Source organism: Cronbergia sp. UHCC 0137 (genome assembly GCF_034932285.1).
In the GTDB taxonomy this organism is placed as follows: domain Bacteria; phylum Cyanobacteriota; class Cyanobacteriia; order Cyanobacteriales; family Nostocaceae; genus Cronbergia.
The window spans coordinates 27,176-42,560 of sequence record NZ_JAYGHC010000045.1 but is presented as its reverse complement, the minus strand read 5'-3'; the positions used below and the strand labels follow the sequence as shown (position 1 = coordinate 42,560).

Annotated in this window: 14 protein-coding genes and 1 pseudogene; 13 read left to right on the top strand and 2 right to left on the bottom strand. The window is 39.7% G+C overall.

All coding sequences use genetic code 11. The features are described 5' to 3' along the window. Nucleotides 1–100 precede the first annotated feature (100 nt). From VB711_RS19895 to VB711_RS19865, 7 genes and pseudogenes are all read left to right on the top strand, one after another. Nucleotides 101–481 (top strand): DUF1636 domain-containing protein, encoded by a 381-nt coding sequence (locus VB711_RS19895; RefSeq protein WP_323287996.1) that lies wholly within the window; start codon nucleotides 101–103, stop codon nucleotides 479–481. 182 nt (nucleotides 482–663) lie between these two features. Continuing rightward, the gene (locus VB711_RS19890; protein ID WP_323287995.1) at nucleotides 664–864 is read left to right on the top strand and encodes a hypothetical protein; all 201 of its coding nucleotides are present in this window, start codon (nucleotides 664–666) and stop codon (nucleotides 862–864) included. Between the two features lie 18 nt (nucleotides 865–882). Next, nucleotides 883–1,161: pseudogene (locus VB711_RS19885) on the top strand (type II toxin-antitoxin system VapC family toxin); the annotation flags it as partial. A gap of 329 nt (nucleotides 1,162–1,490) precedes the next feature. Next, nucleotides 1,491–1,727, top strand: coding sequence for a DUF433 domain-containing protein (locus tag VB711_RS19880; RefSeq protein ID WP_323287994.1), 237 nt, complete (start codon nucleotides 1,491–1,493; stop codon nucleotides 1,725–1,727). A 67-nt stretch (nucleotides 1,728–1,794) separates the two neighbouring features. Further along, nucleotides 1,795–2,793 (top strand): AraC family transcriptional regulator, encoded by a 999-nt coding sequence (locus VB711_RS19875; protein WP_323287993.1) that lies wholly within the window; start codon nucleotides 1,795–1,797, stop codon nucleotides 2,791–2,793. Between the two features lie 107 nt (nucleotides 2,794–2,900). Beyond that, the gene (locus tag VB711_RS19870; RefSeq protein ID WP_323287992.1) at nucleotides 2,901–5,483 is read left to right on the top strand and encodes a TonB-dependent siderophore receptor; all 2,583 of its coding nucleotides are present in this window, start codon (nucleotides 2,901–2,903) and stop codon (nucleotides 5,481–5,483) included. Between the two features lie 13 nt (nucleotides 5,484–5,496). After that, nucleotides 5,497–6,549 carry an iron-siderophore ABC transporter substrate-binding protein gene (locus VB711_RS19865; RefSeq protein WP_323287991.1) on the top strand — a complete coding sequence of 351 codons (1,053 nt, stop codon included), beginning with the start codon at nucleotides 5,497–5,499 and terminating at the stop codon, nucleotides 6,547–6,549. Between the two features lie 272 nt (nucleotides 6,550–6,821). Here the strand turns inward: VB711_RS19865 and VB711_RS26515 are convergent, their stop codons facing one another. Next, nucleotides 6,822–6,989 (bottom strand): DUF4351 domain-containing protein, encoded by a 168-nt coding sequence (locus tag VB711_RS26515; protein WP_416233596.1) that lies wholly within the window; start codon nucleotides 6,987–6,989, stop codon nucleotides 6,822–6,824. A 272-nt stretch (nucleotides 6,990–7,261) separates the two neighbouring features. On the opposite strand from VB711_RS26515, the gene VB711_RS19855 reads away from it, so the two are divergent. The 3 genes from VB711_RS19855 to VB711_RS19845 all read left to right on the top strand — a co-directional run bounded on the left by VB711_RS19855 (nucleotide 7,262) and on the right by VB711_RS19845 (nucleotide 9,739). Continuing rightward, nucleotides 7,262–9,052, top strand: coding sequence for an ABC transporter ATP-binding protein (locus tag VB711_RS19855; protein WP_323287990.1), 1,791 nt, complete (start codon nucleotides 7,262–7,264; stop codon nucleotides 9,050–9,052). Nucleotides 9,053–9,170: 118 nt separating this feature from the next. After that, on the top strand, nucleotides 9,171–9,374 hold the full coding sequence (locus VB711_RS19850; RefSeq protein ID WP_323287989.1) for a hypothetical protein: 204 nt from the start codon (nucleotides 9,171–9,173) through the stop codon (nucleotides 9,372–9,374). Then, a complete protein-coding gene (locus VB711_RS19845) occupies nucleotides 9,365–9,739 on the top strand; it encodes a type II toxin-antitoxin system VapC family toxin (protein WP_323287988.1) in 375 nt (124 codons plus the stop codon). Before VB711_RS19850 ends, VB711_RS19845 begins: the two co-directional genes overlap by 10 nt. Nucleotides 9,740–9,968: 229 nt before the next feature. Here the strand turns inward: VB711_RS19845 and VB711_RS19840 are convergent, their stop codons facing one another. Beyond that, the gene (locus VB711_RS19840; RefSeq protein WP_323287987.1) at nucleotides 9,969–11,558 is read right to left on the bottom strand and encodes a S8 family serine peptidase; all 1,590 of its coding nucleotides are present in this window, start codon (nucleotides 11,556–11,558) and stop codon (nucleotides 9,969–9,971) included. Between the two features lie 191 nt (nucleotides 11,559–11,749). Between VB711_RS19840 and rpe the strand changes: the two genes are divergently transcribed. The 3 genes from rpe to VB711_RS19825 all read left to right on the top strand — a co-directional run. Continuing rightward, a complete protein-coding gene (gene rpe / locus VB711_RS19835) occupies nucleotides 11,750–12,457 on the top strand; it encodes a ribulose-phosphate 3-epimerase (RefSeq protein ID WP_323287985.1) in 708 nt (235 codons plus the stop codon). A 212-nt stretch (nucleotides 12,458–12,669) separates the two neighbouring features. Next, on the top strand, nucleotides 12,670–13,059 hold the full coding sequence (locus VB711_RS19830) for a pentapeptide repeat-containing protein (protein ID WP_323287984.1): 390 nt from the start codon (nucleotides 12,670–12,672) through the stop codon (nucleotides 13,057–13,059). 112 nt (nucleotides 13,060–13,171) lie between these two features. Continuing rightward, on the top strand, nucleotides 13,172–15,385 hold a 2,214-nt coding region (locus tag VB711_RS19825; protein ID WP_323287982.1), incomplete at its 3' end, for a hypothetical protein.

Here is a 15,385-nt window from a genome sequence, read left to right as displayed (position 1 = left end):
TATATAGTAGATTTTTCTGTTTGGCGGGGATTGAATATTCTTGCAGCTTATGCAATGCTTGATGACCTTGATAAATACATAGTTAAGATTACTTAAACTTATGCCAAAATATAATCTATTTGTCTGCAAATCTTGTCACAGTTCTGCTCAAAAAAGACCAGAAAACCCCCCTTTTGATGGTGCAATTTTAATTGACAAACTAAATGATTTATGTCATGAAAAATTGTTACATAATGAACTGGAAATTAAACCCGTTGAATGTTTGTGGGCTTGTAATCAAGGCTGTGTTGTAGCTGCCTCATACCCAGATAAACCCACCTATCTCTTCGTCAATCTTACCCCTGGAGAAAGTGCCACAGCCTTATTATATTTTATGCAACTGTATATCAAAAGCGATAAAGGCAATGTAGTTTGGAAACAGATTCCTGAACTGTTACAATCTGCTATTTTCGCTCAAATACCACCGTCAAATAATTCGTAGTGCGATGCCTGTGGCGTTTGCAGTAGCGTCTCGTAGAGAGCGATCGCTGTTCCTGTAGGATGCTTTAGCAAAGCGTAACACATCACCCAACCTCGCAAATAGTCGAACAATGGTATAGCATAGTTCGACTATCTATACATAAAGAGGAGTATAATACTACTAAGGTTAAAAATACTTGACTTATGTTAATTCAAAAGATTGTTCAAGAACTGCAAGATATACCTGAAGATAAACTCGCAGAACTTTATAACCTAATTCATTATTTTCGACTAGGTTTAAGTCAGGAACGCACACAACCCCGTACCCCTGGTTTATTGAAAGGGAAACTTAGCGATGCTTTCTTTGAACCACTGCCAGAAGAGGAACTTCAGCAATGGGAATGAGCTACCTTCTCGACACCCATATCTTTACTATGGTGGCTCTTTGATGATACAAAACTGCACACTAACTGCCGAGAAATCATTCGCAACCCAGTAAATTACATCATTGTTAGCAGCTCTTCCGCTTGGGAAATTGCCACCAAATACCGCATCGGCAAACTACCCGAAGCCAAACAACTGGTTGAACAATATTCGCAAATACTGCATCAGGCTAAATTTATCGAACTTGCCATCACCACAGATCATGCCCTTAGAGCAGGAAGCTTACCAATTGCTCATCGAGATCCTTTTGACCGCATAATAATGGCTCAATCTGAACTCGAAAGCTTGCCTGTTATCACCTATGACACAGCCTTCCAGACTGGACTGATTGAAGTAATTGGCAACCTCAAGTAAAATTTACTCCCAACACAAGTTGATTCGTCAGGTATTGCAAGCAAGCTCTTGTAGGTTGAGTGAAACACAGCGAAACCCAACAAGCAAACGAATAAAGTACCAACTACTGTAAATAGGTTAAGAATAAATGTGCATTAGGGTACAGTTTAGTGTTAGCGATCGCCTGTAATTATCTCAATGATCGCTTTTATATCATAGAAGAGTAAACATAGCTATTTCCAGGAGTTTTTGCTGTGAACTATCAAGAGCGTATCACTATCGACCCACGGATTCGCAGTGGAAAGCCCTGCATTAAAGGTACTCGTATTACCGTTACAGATGTGTTTGATTATCTGGGGGGTGGTATGACTATTTCTGAAGTGCTAGACCATTTTCCTGATTTAACCCTTACTGATATTCAAGCCTGCTTTGCCTATGCTGCAAACCGCGATCGCCGTTTAGCTATTCTTCCTAATGAAGCTGCTGTTTGACGAGAATCTATCACCTAATGGTAAAATTCTTACAATTAATTATCATTAACCTCAATGATTCTTGGCAATGACAATTACCTTAACCATTCAAGACTACAATGAACTTTTAAAAGCAAGTAAGGAAAATACTGCCTACTGCCCAGTGTTAGAAACATCTGAATATCTTGATGAAATGCCCAAACAGCTTGGTAGAGGCTACTATCGTACAATTGAAGTATATCCTCAACTTTGGTTATATATTTTTGATAAAAAATATCATCACGATATTGTGTTGAAAACCCCAATGAATAATCATCCTCTCCAGTTTGGTGCTTTAGCAGTAGGTATGTACACGGATCAATATGGGCAGGTTGGGGGAGGATATACATTAATTTCTGGTGGTGGCACTCAGCACAAAATTGACGTACTCTATCCCCATTCTCAAAGGATTTTAGGGGTTGACATAGAAATGCCACCCCAGCTATTGAGGACTTTTTTCCCTGGTAAGGATGGGGAAATGCTACCTGAGTTAAAATTTTTGGCAAAAGAAAGTAATCAGCAATCATTAATTTACCCCAAGACTCATCCAGCTATTCAAAGTGTCGTACTGCAAATTATTAACTGTCCCTATCAAGGAGTAACTAGGCGGATGTATTTACAGGGTAAAGTCATAGAATTAATGGCTTTGCAGTTAGCTCCTTTCTTAGAAGATCATCAAGTCAAGCAATTACCATCACGCTTAAAACAAGAAACTATTGCCAAGATTTATCATGCCAAGGAAATTTTACAAGCACGTTTAGAGAATCCACCGTTATTGTCCGAGTTGGCACAACAGATAGGTGTGAGTGAGAGTACCCTGCAAAGAGGATTTCAGATGCAATTCGGTACAACTGTGTTTGGTTATTTGACAAATCAGCGTATGGAACAGGCCCATGAACTGTTACAGAATCGTAGTTTTACAGTTGCTGAAGTTGCGAATATTGTGGGTTATTCTCATTTAGGACATTTCGCTGCTGCCTTTAAACGCAAGTTTGGCATCACCCCACGAGAATATTCTTTGAGTAAAAAGCTTGTTTCGGGACTATAAGACTGTTTTGGGATAGACTCAACTCGCTCTACTCTTTTACACTCTGTTTATTGGTAATTAAGAAATTTACGCAATAAGTAATATTATTTAGTGGTGTAGGGAGTAGCATGAAAAGTTGGCATTTTGCTTTTAGCAGCAAGGGTTTGGCATTATCACTGAAAATTCATCTGTGGTTGGTAGTGGGTGTAGTCGGGATCATCTGTAGTGTATGTCAACCTGCACAGGTATTGGCATCAGAAAAGCAGCAAAATGCCATTAGGCAGAAAATTTTACTGGCTCAATCAACTGTACTGGTTACAGGAGTCAAGGCAAGTCCCACAGATAAAGGTGTAGAAGTAATTTTAGAAACAACCCAAGGGGAAAAACTGCAAGTCACAAATCGCAGTGAAGGTAATAACTTTATTGTAGATATCCCTAATGCTCAGTTGCACTTATCATCGGGAGAAGCTTTCACATTCCGTTCGGAAAAACCGACTGCGGGCATTACTGAAATAAGTGTTACAAACATTGATGCTAATGGTGTGCGCGTGATGGTACTGGGTGAGAAAGTTTTGCCTACAGTTGAGTTATTTGATGGGGATGAAGGCTTAATTTTTGCTGTAGCATCTACAACGACTGCGACACAGCCACCACAAACACCGCAAGAAGAACCAACAGCGCAACAGGATGAACCAATTGAGTTAGTAGTTACCGGGGAACAAGACCAGTATTTCACACCGAATTCGAGTACAGCCACACGCACAGATACACCGATTTTGAAAATTCCCCAGTCAATTCAGGTGATTCCTCGCCAAGTTTTAGAAGAGCAGCAAGTAACTCGCTTAGAGGAAGCTTTACAAAATTCTAGTAGTGTTGTCTATAACGGTACAGATACGGGCAGTGATTTAAACTATAGTATTCGGGGATTTGACCAAGCACCTGTATTGCAAAATGGCTTTCGTCAATATGATTTTGCTGAGATTCCCGAAGTCGCCAACATAGAACGCATTGAGGTGTTAAAAGGGCCAGCATCTATACTTTATGGTGAGATTCAACCTGGAGGTTTAATTAATATAGTTACGAAACAACCTCTATCTGAAGCTTTTTATCAAGGTGAACTACAATTTGGTTCCGATGGCTTGATTCGTCCGCAAATAGATATTTCCGGGCCTTTAACAGATGACAAACGCCTACTTTATCGGTTGAATGCAGTATATTCTCGCCGAGATGGTTTTCGAGATTTTGATCAAGAGTTTAAGCAATTTTTTATTGCACCTGCGTTAACCTGGAAAATTAGCGATCGCACCAACTTAGCTTTTGATTTACAAGTCTCTAACCGCGAACAACCTTGGGATTCCGGTACAGTGGCTTTTGGGGATGGAGTTGTGGATACTCCGCGTAGTAGGATTTTTAATGAACCCGATGATTTCCTCCGGCGTGATTTCTTGAGTCTGAATTTATCTATAGACCACAAATTTAGCGATAACTGGTCAATTCGCAATGCTTTTCGCTTTACAGATTCCACCGTTTTCTCTGATAAACTCAGCATCTTTCTGGGATTTAACGAAATAACTGGTAATCTTAATCGAGTTTTTGCTTTCGATGATTTCAATTCTCGCAATTACGCCTTACAAACTAACGTTGTTGGTAAATTTACCACTGGCGGACTCAAACACACTTTACTATTTGGCGCAGATTTAAGTCGCAACAATACCAGTCGCTTTGCTTTAGCTAACTTTACCCCTTTCCCCATTAATGTTTTCAATCCCAGCTATGGCGTAAATCGGCCAAATTTCAATAGATTGCTTTTTGATCGGGATTCGGAAAGCGATCGCTTAGGAATTTATCTGCAAGATCAAATTGAGATCTTTGCAAAATTAAACCTACTACTAGGTTTGCGCTATGAAACAATAGCCCAAAGAACTGAGAATGTACCTGCTTTATTTTACCCAGGTGGTGATACAACTCAAAATGATTCTGCCTGGACACCCAGAGTCGGTTTAGTTTATCAACTAATTCCCAATGTTTCCTTCTACGGTAGTTATTCCCAATCATTTAACCCCAATGTGGATGAAATAGGAGCAGATGGCAATCCCTTGAAACCTGAACGAGGGGAAGGATTTGAACTAGGGGTAAAAACAGAAATATTAGGTGGAAATTTGTTGGCGACGTTAGCTTATTTTGACGTTACCAAGCAGAATGTCGTTACGGAAGATCCGAATTTTCCAGGATTGGGTATTTCCATTGCCACAGGTGAACAGCGCAGCCGAGGTGTAGAATTAGATTTGACGGGAAAAATTTTACCTGGCTGGAATATGATTACTTCCTATAGCTATACGGATGCAACAGTCACTCAAGATAATACTATTCCTGTGGGCAACAGCTTGACAGGGATTCCCCAACACAAAGCCAGTCTGTGGACAACCTACGAAATTCAAAGTGGGAGTTTGCAAGGGTTGGGCGGGGGAATTGGGGTTAACTACGTTGGCGAACGTCCAGGAGATTTGAATAATAGTTTTACCCTAGATAGCTATTTCCTCACCAATGCAGCATTATTTTACCGCCGAGACAACTGGAAATTTGCCCTCAATTTCCGAAATCTATTTGATGTTGAATACACAAACAGCAAGGGGCGATTTGGTAGCCGCACCAGTGCAGGTATCCCTGGAGAACCTTTCTCGGTTGTAGGTTCGATTTCGGTGAGTTTTTAGGATGTGGGTAATTGTGCGATTATTACTGTTAAGTTGTTTGATGTTAGTCTCACTTTTAGGTTGTCATCGCCAACCGACTGACATCCCATCTTCTCATCGCACACCCACCCCCCCAGGTGATTGTCAAACGGTGCGACATCTGGGGGGAAAAACGCAGATTTGTGGACAGCCGCAACGGATTGTGGTTCTCAATCCCAAGATGTTAGACATCTTACTTTCCTTAGATGTACAGCCGATTGGCTACGCCGAAATATTTACCAATCGTCACGGTGACTTTGATCAGCCTAGCCAGCAGATTCCCTATTTAGGTGATCGCATTACCCAACCAATTGCTAACCTGGGGATGAGTAGCAAACCATCCCTAGAAACTATCATCAGACTCAAGCCCGATTTAATTTTGGGGGATATTAGGGGAAATCAGCAACAGTATACTCAACTTTCACGAATTGCTCCTACATTGCTATTTGAGTATGTTGGTAGGGATAAATGGCAAGATTCTCTACAAGCGATCGCTCAAGTATTAGGACGCAGCAATCAAGCTAAAAAAATCATAGCAGCCCATCGTCAACAAATAGCAACAACCCGTCAAGCATTAGCATCGGTTGTGAAAGCCTATCCAAAAGTCCTCATGGTTTCCTCACAACAACTCAACTCCTCAATCAATCTGGTTACTCCTCTAGATTTTTGTGGGAGTTTATTAGAGGATATTGGATTTAAACTAGCCACTGTTTCCCACTCTGAGCCGAAAAATATTACTCAACCGATTTCGGTAGAAATATTACCCCAACTTAATGCCGATTTAATCATTGTCCAAGGGCATAACATTGTAGAATTAGGCAGAATAAAAAATACTAATAGTTTTGCAGAAACTCAATTGCAATCTGTCAAAAATTCCTGGAAAACAAACACTCTGGCTCAGTCATTAACTGCGAGTAGAAACAACCGAGTTTACTTTATTCCTACTTATATTTGTCTGGGTTTACCTTCACCCAGTGGTACACAGATTACTCTTCAATCTTTACAAGACCAACTATCACCCTTGGCTAAAACAGTGAATCAAAATTAACTGACTTCAGTTGCTTGGTGCAAGATGTGAATGTACGGATTTTTTCAAAAATCAAATAGAAGTCCTATAGTTAGTTTTCAAGTGCTTCTAGCCAAGCGTGTAATTCAGTGCGATCGCAGTCTCCTGTAGGTTGGGTGAAACGCAGCGAAATCGAATAAGCAAACGAATAAAGTACCAACTACTGTAAATAGGTTAAGAATAAATGTGCGCTAGGGTACAGCTTAGTGTTAGCGATCGCCTATTAACTCCCCCGAAGTGGGTGCGATCGCTTTTTAAGAATTACCATCCAATCCCGACAACCAAGCATCTAAATCAGCCATGCTGGTAAAATCAAGCAGCGCTTCCCCTAGATTTTCCAATTGTTCTAAGGGAAGGGATTCGATGCGCGATCGCACCTCCTGGGATAATTCTCTCACCAGTCGGGTTAATAGACGTACAATAAGCTGATACTATTCTACTTCGCGTCCCTTTTCCTTTATTTCTCAGTAAACCCGTATTTATTAGAGTGTAATTCCTAACATATCTTCTACCTCCCTTTGACTTTTACCTTCAAACTTATCTAAATAAGCTATAAATTACCATTTCTGGATAGAAATTTGCCGTTTTTGGATAGAATTTACATATCAATCAATAGTACACTCTAGATATTTCGGTCAATTGCTGCTGTAATGACTAACTAAAAAACTTAAATTATTAAAATTTAACTCAGACAATGACAGCTAAACTGCATCAGATATCAAATCAACTTCCTCCCCTACAACGATTACTGCAATATGGACAAAAATATCGGGTTCAAATTTATCAAGCCTCTACCTACTCTGTAATCAATACTATTTTAGATTTAGCACCACCGTGGTTGGTTGGTATTGCTGTAGATATATTAGTTCAACAACAAAATTCTTTGATCGCTAAATTTGGCATTAAAGAAGTAGTATGGCAATTTGTGATACTTTCATTAATCACCATTATTGTTTGGATATTTGAATCACTCTCTGAGTATGCCTATAATAGACTTTGGCGAAATTTAGCCCAAAACATTCAACATAATTTACGCTTAGATGCCTACAATCATTTACAAGAATTAGAATCAGCTTATTTTGAAGACAGTAGTACAGGCGGTTTGATGTCAATTCTCAGCGATGATATCAACCAACTCGAAGATTTTTTAAATGGGGGAGCAAATGAGATTATTCAAGTCACAACTTCCTTAATAGTTTTAATTGCTGGGGCGTTTTTTATTTTGCCAGTAAATATTACTCTAACAGCAATGTTACCCATGCCCTTTATTCTTTGGGGTTCTTTGGTATATCAAAAACGTCTTGAACCACGTTATGCTGATGTCAGAGAAAAAGTTGGTTTTCTCAATTCCCGGTTAGCTAATAATATTAGTGGAATTATAACCATAAAAAGTTTCACAGCAGAGAAATATGAAAGTGCCAGACTAGCAGAAGAAAGTGAAGCTTATAGAAAAAGTAACGCCAAAGCAATTAAACTTTCTGCGGCTTTTATTCCCTTAATTAGAATGTTGGTTTTAGCAGGGTTTACGGCTTTGTTATTTCTGGGAGGAATGGCAGCATATTCACAGAAAATATCCATAGGTAATTATAGTGTTTTACTGGTGCTTGTACAAAGATTACTGTGGCCATTGGTTTTTTTAGGAGAAACTTTTGACCGTTATCAAAGAGGAATGGCTTCTACTAGGCGAGTGATGGATTTATTAGATACTCCCATCGAAATTACTACAGGAGATGTGCCTTTAGTTGCTGAAAATGTGCGGGGTGAAGTTGATTTTAAAAACGTTACCTTTGCCTATCGCAATAGTAAGGCGATCATTAAAAATTTATCATTACATATTCCTGCCGGAACAACTATTGCCATTGTTGGTTCAACTGGTTCTGGTAAAAGCACTTTAGTGAAATTATTATTGCGTTTTTATGATGTTTCTCATGGCTCAATTACCATTGATGGCATTGATATTCAAAAGTTGAATTTATCTGATTTGCGTCGCAGCATTGGTTTAGTGAGTCAAGATGTATTTTTATTTCATGGTACAGTAGCGGAAAATATCGCCTACGGGACTTTTGAGGCTAATGATGCAGCAATTATTGAAGCAGCAAAAATTGCGGAGGCACATGATTTTATTGTGGAATTATCCCAAGGTTATGAGACGATAGTTGGGGAACGAGGACAAAAATTATCTGGGGGACAACGCCAACGGATAGCTATAGCTAGAGCAGTTTTGAAAAATCCACCAATTTTGATTTTAGATGAAGCGACATCTGCGGTGGATAATGAGACGGAAGCGGCAATTCAACGCTCTTTAGATAAGATTACCGTAAATCGGACAACGATCGCGATCGCCCATCGTCTATCTACAATACGCCACAGTCATTGTATTTATGTCATGGATAATGGTCAAATTGTCGAGCAGGGTAAACATGAAGAATTACTCGCACTGGATGGTATTTATGCCAGTTTGTGGCGCGTACAATCTGGGATTTAACTCCACCACCACTATAGTCTGTGCAATGCAGAACCCCACAACTCATACCACACTGGATTGCAATAGGCAAAAGAAGTATGATTTAAACAATTCATCTTGAAAAGCAGCTATATGAATTATGAATGTTAAACTCGTACAATCAATCAAGCAAATGATTTTAGCATTGCCACCAGAAGAGCAGAACTGGTTAAAGGCACAGCTAGTTCAGAAAAGCTATCACTCCCCTGCTCAGGTTGTCGATCTCAATTCCTTCAGTGGCATTATCCAGATCAGGCAAGATCCGCTTGAATTTCAACATCAGATACGGAATGAATGGACGTGACGAACAAAAGATACGTTATTGATACGAATGTTACCTTATATCTTTTAGGTGGACGGCTTCTAAACACCTTACCTGTTGGTGAATTCTACTTGTCTGTGATCAGCGAAATTGAAATGCTTTCTTATCCAGCGATTAGCGCGGAAGAAGAGTTAAAAATTCAACATTTTCTATCACAAGTAATAGTAGTTGGTCTAGATAAAGATTTGAAAAATGCTGTTATCAAACTGCGTAAGCAGTATCGACTGAAATTACCAGATGCGATCATTTGTGCTACTGCCCTAATTTATGATGCAGTATTGTTAAGTAATGATTTACAACTGGCAAGTGTCGCAGAAATTAGCGTTGATACTGTTCAAATTCAATAGTTAACTCAAGTTGCTAGTTATTTATTTTTCGGATATTTTGTAGTTTGTAGGGTGTGGTTCGGCAAGCTCACCAACCACGTCAGACAGAATAATTTAGGCTAAAATCAGTAATTTTAAGTTTCTGACGCACCTTATTTGATCTAACTAGCAACTTACATTAGTTAGTAAATTAGGGCAGTAAGGATAACAAAAAGACTTTAGAAAAACCTATTGCAATACGGACTATTCTTTACTTTGCTGTCCACCATGCTAAAGCATAGGGTTGAGTTGGTTCATTAACTTGTTGACGAAACTGGACGCGAATTTTATAATTACCTTTAGTAGGAACTGGACAGAAAATATGTTCGACGCTATCAATTTGGCTGATTGAGGAGCAAACAATACCAGAATCAGAATTTTTTGCATCAGCTTTAACTAAGTAAAGATCGAGATTATTCAAACCGCGATCGCTAAATGTTTCATCCAGATCATATTTTTGGTTTTGGTTTAGATCATTTAGTTCCACCAACCGATTCCAAGTTAAAGTAATAGCGACAAAACTATCTTGTTTTAAAGGTTTTTCTAAAGCATATTCCACAGAAGCATCAGCATTTACACTGTAGTAATCCCAACCAATAGCCGGAACAGGAGTTGAAGATTGCCATTGACCAGAGCTAAATTGTTGATAGGCGCGAAAGGCGTTTAAATGACCTGATCCCATTTGAGCATCTAAGGGAATTGTCTGATCTTTAAAAGCATCAGAAGCCAACCAATCTTGATTTTGTTTATCAATTAAAGTCCGGGTCATTCCCAACCGCAAACCATCACCATGATCTTCCAGTTTGTCTGCTGAATTGAGTAATACAGCCTTCATAACTTGATGATTACGAGCAGAAGGAGTCCAATTGGGTTGTTTTTTGATTAACTGGCGATCGCTATATTCTTGTAATAAAGCCACCGTAGCTGTAACATGGGGTGCAGCAAAACTTGTACCTGTAGATTTATTCGCCTTACCATCAGGGTTCAATAAGGGAATATTACTCCCAGGCGCAACTAAACTGATCGCCCGACGACCACCAAGATTAAATTCTTTCCCCACTAGACGACCTTCCACCCCTTGATAACTACCAGCCAAATTAGAAACATCAACTTTTTTAAAAATCCCCTCTCTCCGGGATGAAAAAGCCACGTTAACTCCGTTAAAATTATCTGTAGGAATGGGAATCCCACCTTTGCCTTGATTGCCAGCGATCGCATACACCACATCATGAACCCGACTAGACCAATCAATACACAACGTCAATAAAGCATTCCCATCCAAAACAGCCTCCGGGCGAGGGTCACGGGTCAAAGGTTCACCAAAACTAAAGTTAATACTGCGGATATCGCCACCATTTTGTAAAGCTATGTGTTGGGCTGATAAACACTCCTCCGGTTGACCCATATTTTTAGTAGAACCAACCGCCGATGAATATAATCGCGCATTTGGGGCTATACCAGGCACAGCTTTATCTTGACTCACCATCACAGAAGCAACATTATAGGCGTGAGGATCAACACCGCTATTGGATTTAGCTTGCAGATTGCGTGAAAACACACCCGCTAAAAATACAGCCCGATTTTTAGACACCGCCTTATCCCAGCCGAACATACCCGGCCGCCCAATTTCTACCTGACCAATAGCAATTTTGCGCCCAGTTAAATTGTAAGGAGCTTGCTGTAGTTTAAGAGCATCAATCCCATTAATTCCCAAAGAACTGCCGAAATTTGCCGCCAAAACAGGCAAACTCAAACACGAAACACCCAATCCCCCAATAATCCAACTTAGTTTTTTGTTCATATCAATATCACGGATTTAATGGATTACACAGATGACACGGAATGGACGATCATCCAATCACCAATCACCAATCACCAATCACCAATCACCAATCACCAATCACCAATCACCAATCACCAATTATTAATTAACAAATTCCACCTATTTTGTTACAATACCTACAGACGAGGACGCTTAAACACCTGCTAGCCATGAACCAAAACCTATCTCAAAAGCCCATTGTGATCGCTCCATCTATTTTATCAGCGGATTTCAGTCGTCTGGGTGACGAAATTCGTGCAGTAGACAAAGCCGGAGCCGATTGGATTCACGTTGATGTAATGGATGGACGTTTCGTACCGAATATTACGATCGGACCCCTGATAGTTGAGGCGATTCGTCCAGTTACCTCTAAACCCTTGGATGTCCATTTGATGATTGTCGAACCAGAAAAGTATGTAGAAGGTTTTGCTAAGGCTGGCGCTGATATTATTTCTGTACACGCTGAACATAACGCTTCACCCCACCTACATCGTACTTTAGGACAAATCAAAGAACTAGGCAAAAAAGCAGGTGTTGTACTTAATCCTGGCACACCTTTAGAGTTGATTGAGTACGTGATTGAGCTTTGCGATTTAGTGCTGATTATGAGCGTTAACCCCGGTTTTGGTGGACAAAGCTTTATTCCCAGCGTCATACCCAAAATTCGCCAACTACGCCAAATGTGTGATGACCGTGGACTTGACCCCTGGATCGAAGTTGATGGGGGACTAAAAGCCAATAATACCTGGCAAGTTTTGGAAGCAGGTGCCAATGCGATCGTTGCTGGTTCAGCCGTATTTAACGCTAAAGATTACGCTGAAGCAATTACCAACATTCGTAATAGCAAGCGCCCTACACCAGAATTAGCCACAGTGTAGTTTATTTGATTAGGGGTTTAGCAGTGCTAAACCCTTGATTCAAAATCTTAGATTCTGACACTGATGAATAGGAATATACTCCATTACTTAGATCAAGTAACGAATGAATTTAATTTTGTCCGACTACTTAATTGGGAGTAAATATACTAAATTGATATATAGTGTTATTAAACCATATTTAGAGATTTTTAGTTAAATTGTGAGGCTGTTCTATGCCTGAAGTAAATTTTCAACAGCCCATTAATGATGCTACGGGGCTTTTAAAGGGTTACGCATCTGGAATACGAGACTTTGAAAGGGCTGAATTGGTTGATGCTGATTTACAAAATTTTGACTTGAAAGGTGCTAACTTGAGCTATGCTGATTTGAGTACAGCTAATTTGAGAGGTGCTAATCTGCGGGGATGTGATTTGAGTTTCGCTGATTTGAGTCAAGCAAATTTAATAGATGCAGATTTACGAGGAGCAATGTTGTTTTCTGCTAATTTACGTCAAGCTAATTTAACAGGGACTCATTTAGAAAAAGCCGATTACGATCGCACTACCCAATTCCCTCCTAATTTCAACCCCATTGATGCCGATATGCAGATGAAAAATAGTTAAAAAGATGTAAAATAAGATATTCTATTTTCTGCGCGATCGCTAAACAAACCTTTATTTTCTTCCTTTGCACCCCTGGGTGAGATCAAAAAGATCATATTGACACAAAACCAAAATGACCAAGCGATCGCTCAAAGCTACTAATATAGATTATCAGGGCAACACAGGAGAAATTCAAAACACCGCCCAAAAACCGACTAACTCTGGGAAAAGTTGGCTATGGTCAACTTTATCCATCATGGTTTTGCTTGGTTGTATTGGATCAATTGTCACACTAGCCTGGATTAGCCTTCTTTTCATCTTTAATCCAGAACAGGTAGTTTGGTTAAATGAGATTCTACCACAATGGGCGCGTATTCCCCAAAATCAGAGCGATCGCCCCCAAACAATTAAAGAAATACAACAGAGTTTAAGTCAACAAAAACGTCTTCCTGGAGAAACTCTGGTTGTGGGTGATCCAGCAGAAAAAATGTTTTTACAGCCTGTTTTTCAAAAGCGTACTAATTGCCAATCTAATTGTCAAGCTTTGGTAGAACTAAGAATTTATCAACAATCCAAGGAATTAAATTTTCTCTCACAACCAGAAAAACATTACCGACTAATCACTAAATTATCTATCAAGGGGACAGATGAATCCTTTGTCAAAGCCCCCTATGGTCAAAGTAAATCAGAATCAGAAAATCCTGACACTACCACTTATTTACCGTTAACAGAGGTAAAAGCCTTTGAAGACTCTCCACCATCAACGGGATTTTGGTTTTATTTACGGGGTGAATGGGAACAAGGAGATAGAACCCTATCCTATGGTAACATAGTCCACTACAATTTGCAAGCTAACAGCTTACGCCAGATGCTATCCTGGAAATCTCCTCGAGAAAACCTGCCTAAATGGGAACAAATCACTGGTACACAGGAGAAGGAATTAGTTGTTGATTACACAGTTGACTTAGAACCCCATTTACAAGCCTATGTAGTCAAATCTAACAGTTTATTTCCCAATTCTCTAGAATTAGAACCCATTAACCTCGCATCACCAGCAATTGAAGACTCTTCCTATCCCAAAGCCCTACTATTAGCGAGGAATGGACTATGGACACCAGCGTTTGAATGGTTGACATCAATCAAAAAGCAGCGAAAAACACCCATGCCAGCCAGCGCCCAAGCGCAAATTGATTTGATTCGCTTACATTCAGAGTTTACCAAAATCCAAGCGGAGAAAAACTGGGCTAGTCCGAGTCAGCAGGTTTTAACATATTTAATTGATGGTAGTTGGGAAAAGGCCTTAGATGTATTTATGGCATCTCCCAACAATGCCTTAGAAATTTCTAGTTTACTCAAAGCCGATAAAGGCAGGTTATGGAATCGTTCATCTGTAGCTTTGCGGTTAAACCCCACCAGAAAGGCTGTATTAGGTTGGGTGACTTTGATGTTTGCAGTTCAAAGGGGGGAAGAACGAGCTAATGCTTGGTTACAACAACAAACCAATATAGATGGAGATACTATAACATATATTCAAGATTTATTGGCACAACTCAATACAGCATTAACAAAAAACCAAGTTTTTGACTCCCATCCCAGTCGTATTGTTGGTGCGGTGCAACAACTCTCCAATATTAATTATAATCAATGGTTGCCGATAGATCCTAAAAGCGATTTAATAATCACCAGTAATCAAGTTTGGTATCAAGTCGAAGTGAGCGCTTTTAATAATGGTACAAGTTGGGTCAATTATCCGTTTACTGATTTAAATCCACCCAATGCGAACCCTGGTAAATTTTTTGGGGATATATTGGGAATCACTGTTGATCCTACCATCCAAATTATTGTTTGGGGAGCCAATGGTGAACAGCAAATTAATATTGCTACAATCAAAGCAGTACAATTACAGGGTGGGTTTTTACGTCTTTTAGTTGCCGGGAGTGCGATTTCTGAAGCACCAGATACTTCTGTTCAACCCCGACCTTTAGCTTTAACAACTTCGGCTTTGGAATGGGTTCAACCATCTCCCATCAGTTTACAAGAATTATATCAAAAAAATCCTGGTCGGATGGATTCTATTGTAGCAAGTATCTGGCGAGTCTTACAGGTGTCTGGAGATATTTTGCCGGGGGATGTTCCCAAATTTGCGGAAATAGAGGAAAAAATAGGGATTTGGCCGGTACAGTTGCTAGATTTTAATCAGAATGGTCAACCTGAGATCGTGTTAACTATTTCTGCTGGGGCTATCAGTGGTTTAAATCAAGGAGAACCGCAGTCTGTTAAACCTACTCGCACCTTAATTTTATCAGATCAGGGTAAGGTAATTTATACCGATTTTACGGCTAATTCC

Excerpts from the sequence above, each read along its gene's own strand:
- VB711_RS19895 (WP_323287996.1), top strand. The coding sequence starts at position 101 with ATGCCAAAATATAATCTATTTGTCTGCAAATCTTGTCACAGTTCTGCT.
- VB711_RS19890 (WP_323287995.1), top strand. The coding sequence starts at position 664 with ATGTTAATTCAAAAGATTGTTCAAGAACTGCAAGATATACCTGAAGAT.
- VB711_RS19875 (WP_323287993.1), top strand. The coding sequence starts at position 1,795 with ATGACAATTACCTTAACCATTCAAGACTACAATGAACTTTTAAAAGCA.
- VB711_RS19870 (WP_323287992.1), top strand. The coding sequence starts at position 2,901 with ATGAAAAGTTGGCATTTTGCTTTTAGCAGCAAGGGTTTGGCATTATCA.
- VB711_RS19855 (WP_323287990.1), top strand. The coding sequence starts at position 7,262 with ATGACAGCTAAACTGCATCAGATATCAAATCAACTTCCTCCCCTACAA.
- VB711_RS19850 (WP_323287989.1), top strand. The coding sequence starts at position 9,171 with ATGAATGTTAAACTCGTACAATCAATCAAGCAAATGATTTTAGCATTG.
- VB711_RS19845 (WP_323287988.1), top strand. The coding sequence starts at position 9,365 with ATGGACGTGACGAACAAAAGATACGTTATTGATACGAATGTTACCTTA.
- VB711_RS19840 (WP_323287987.1), bottom strand. The coding sequence starts at position 11,558 with ATGAACAAAAAACTAAGTTGGATTATTGGGGGATTGGGTGTTTCGTGT.
- rpe (WP_323287985.1), top strand. The coding sequence starts at position 11,750 with ATGAACCAAAACCTATCTCAAAAGCCCATTGTGATCGCTCCATCTATT.
- VB711_RS19830 (WP_323287984.1), top strand. The coding sequence starts at position 12,670 with ATGCCTGAAGTAAATTTTCAACAGCCCATTAATGATGCTACGGGGCTT.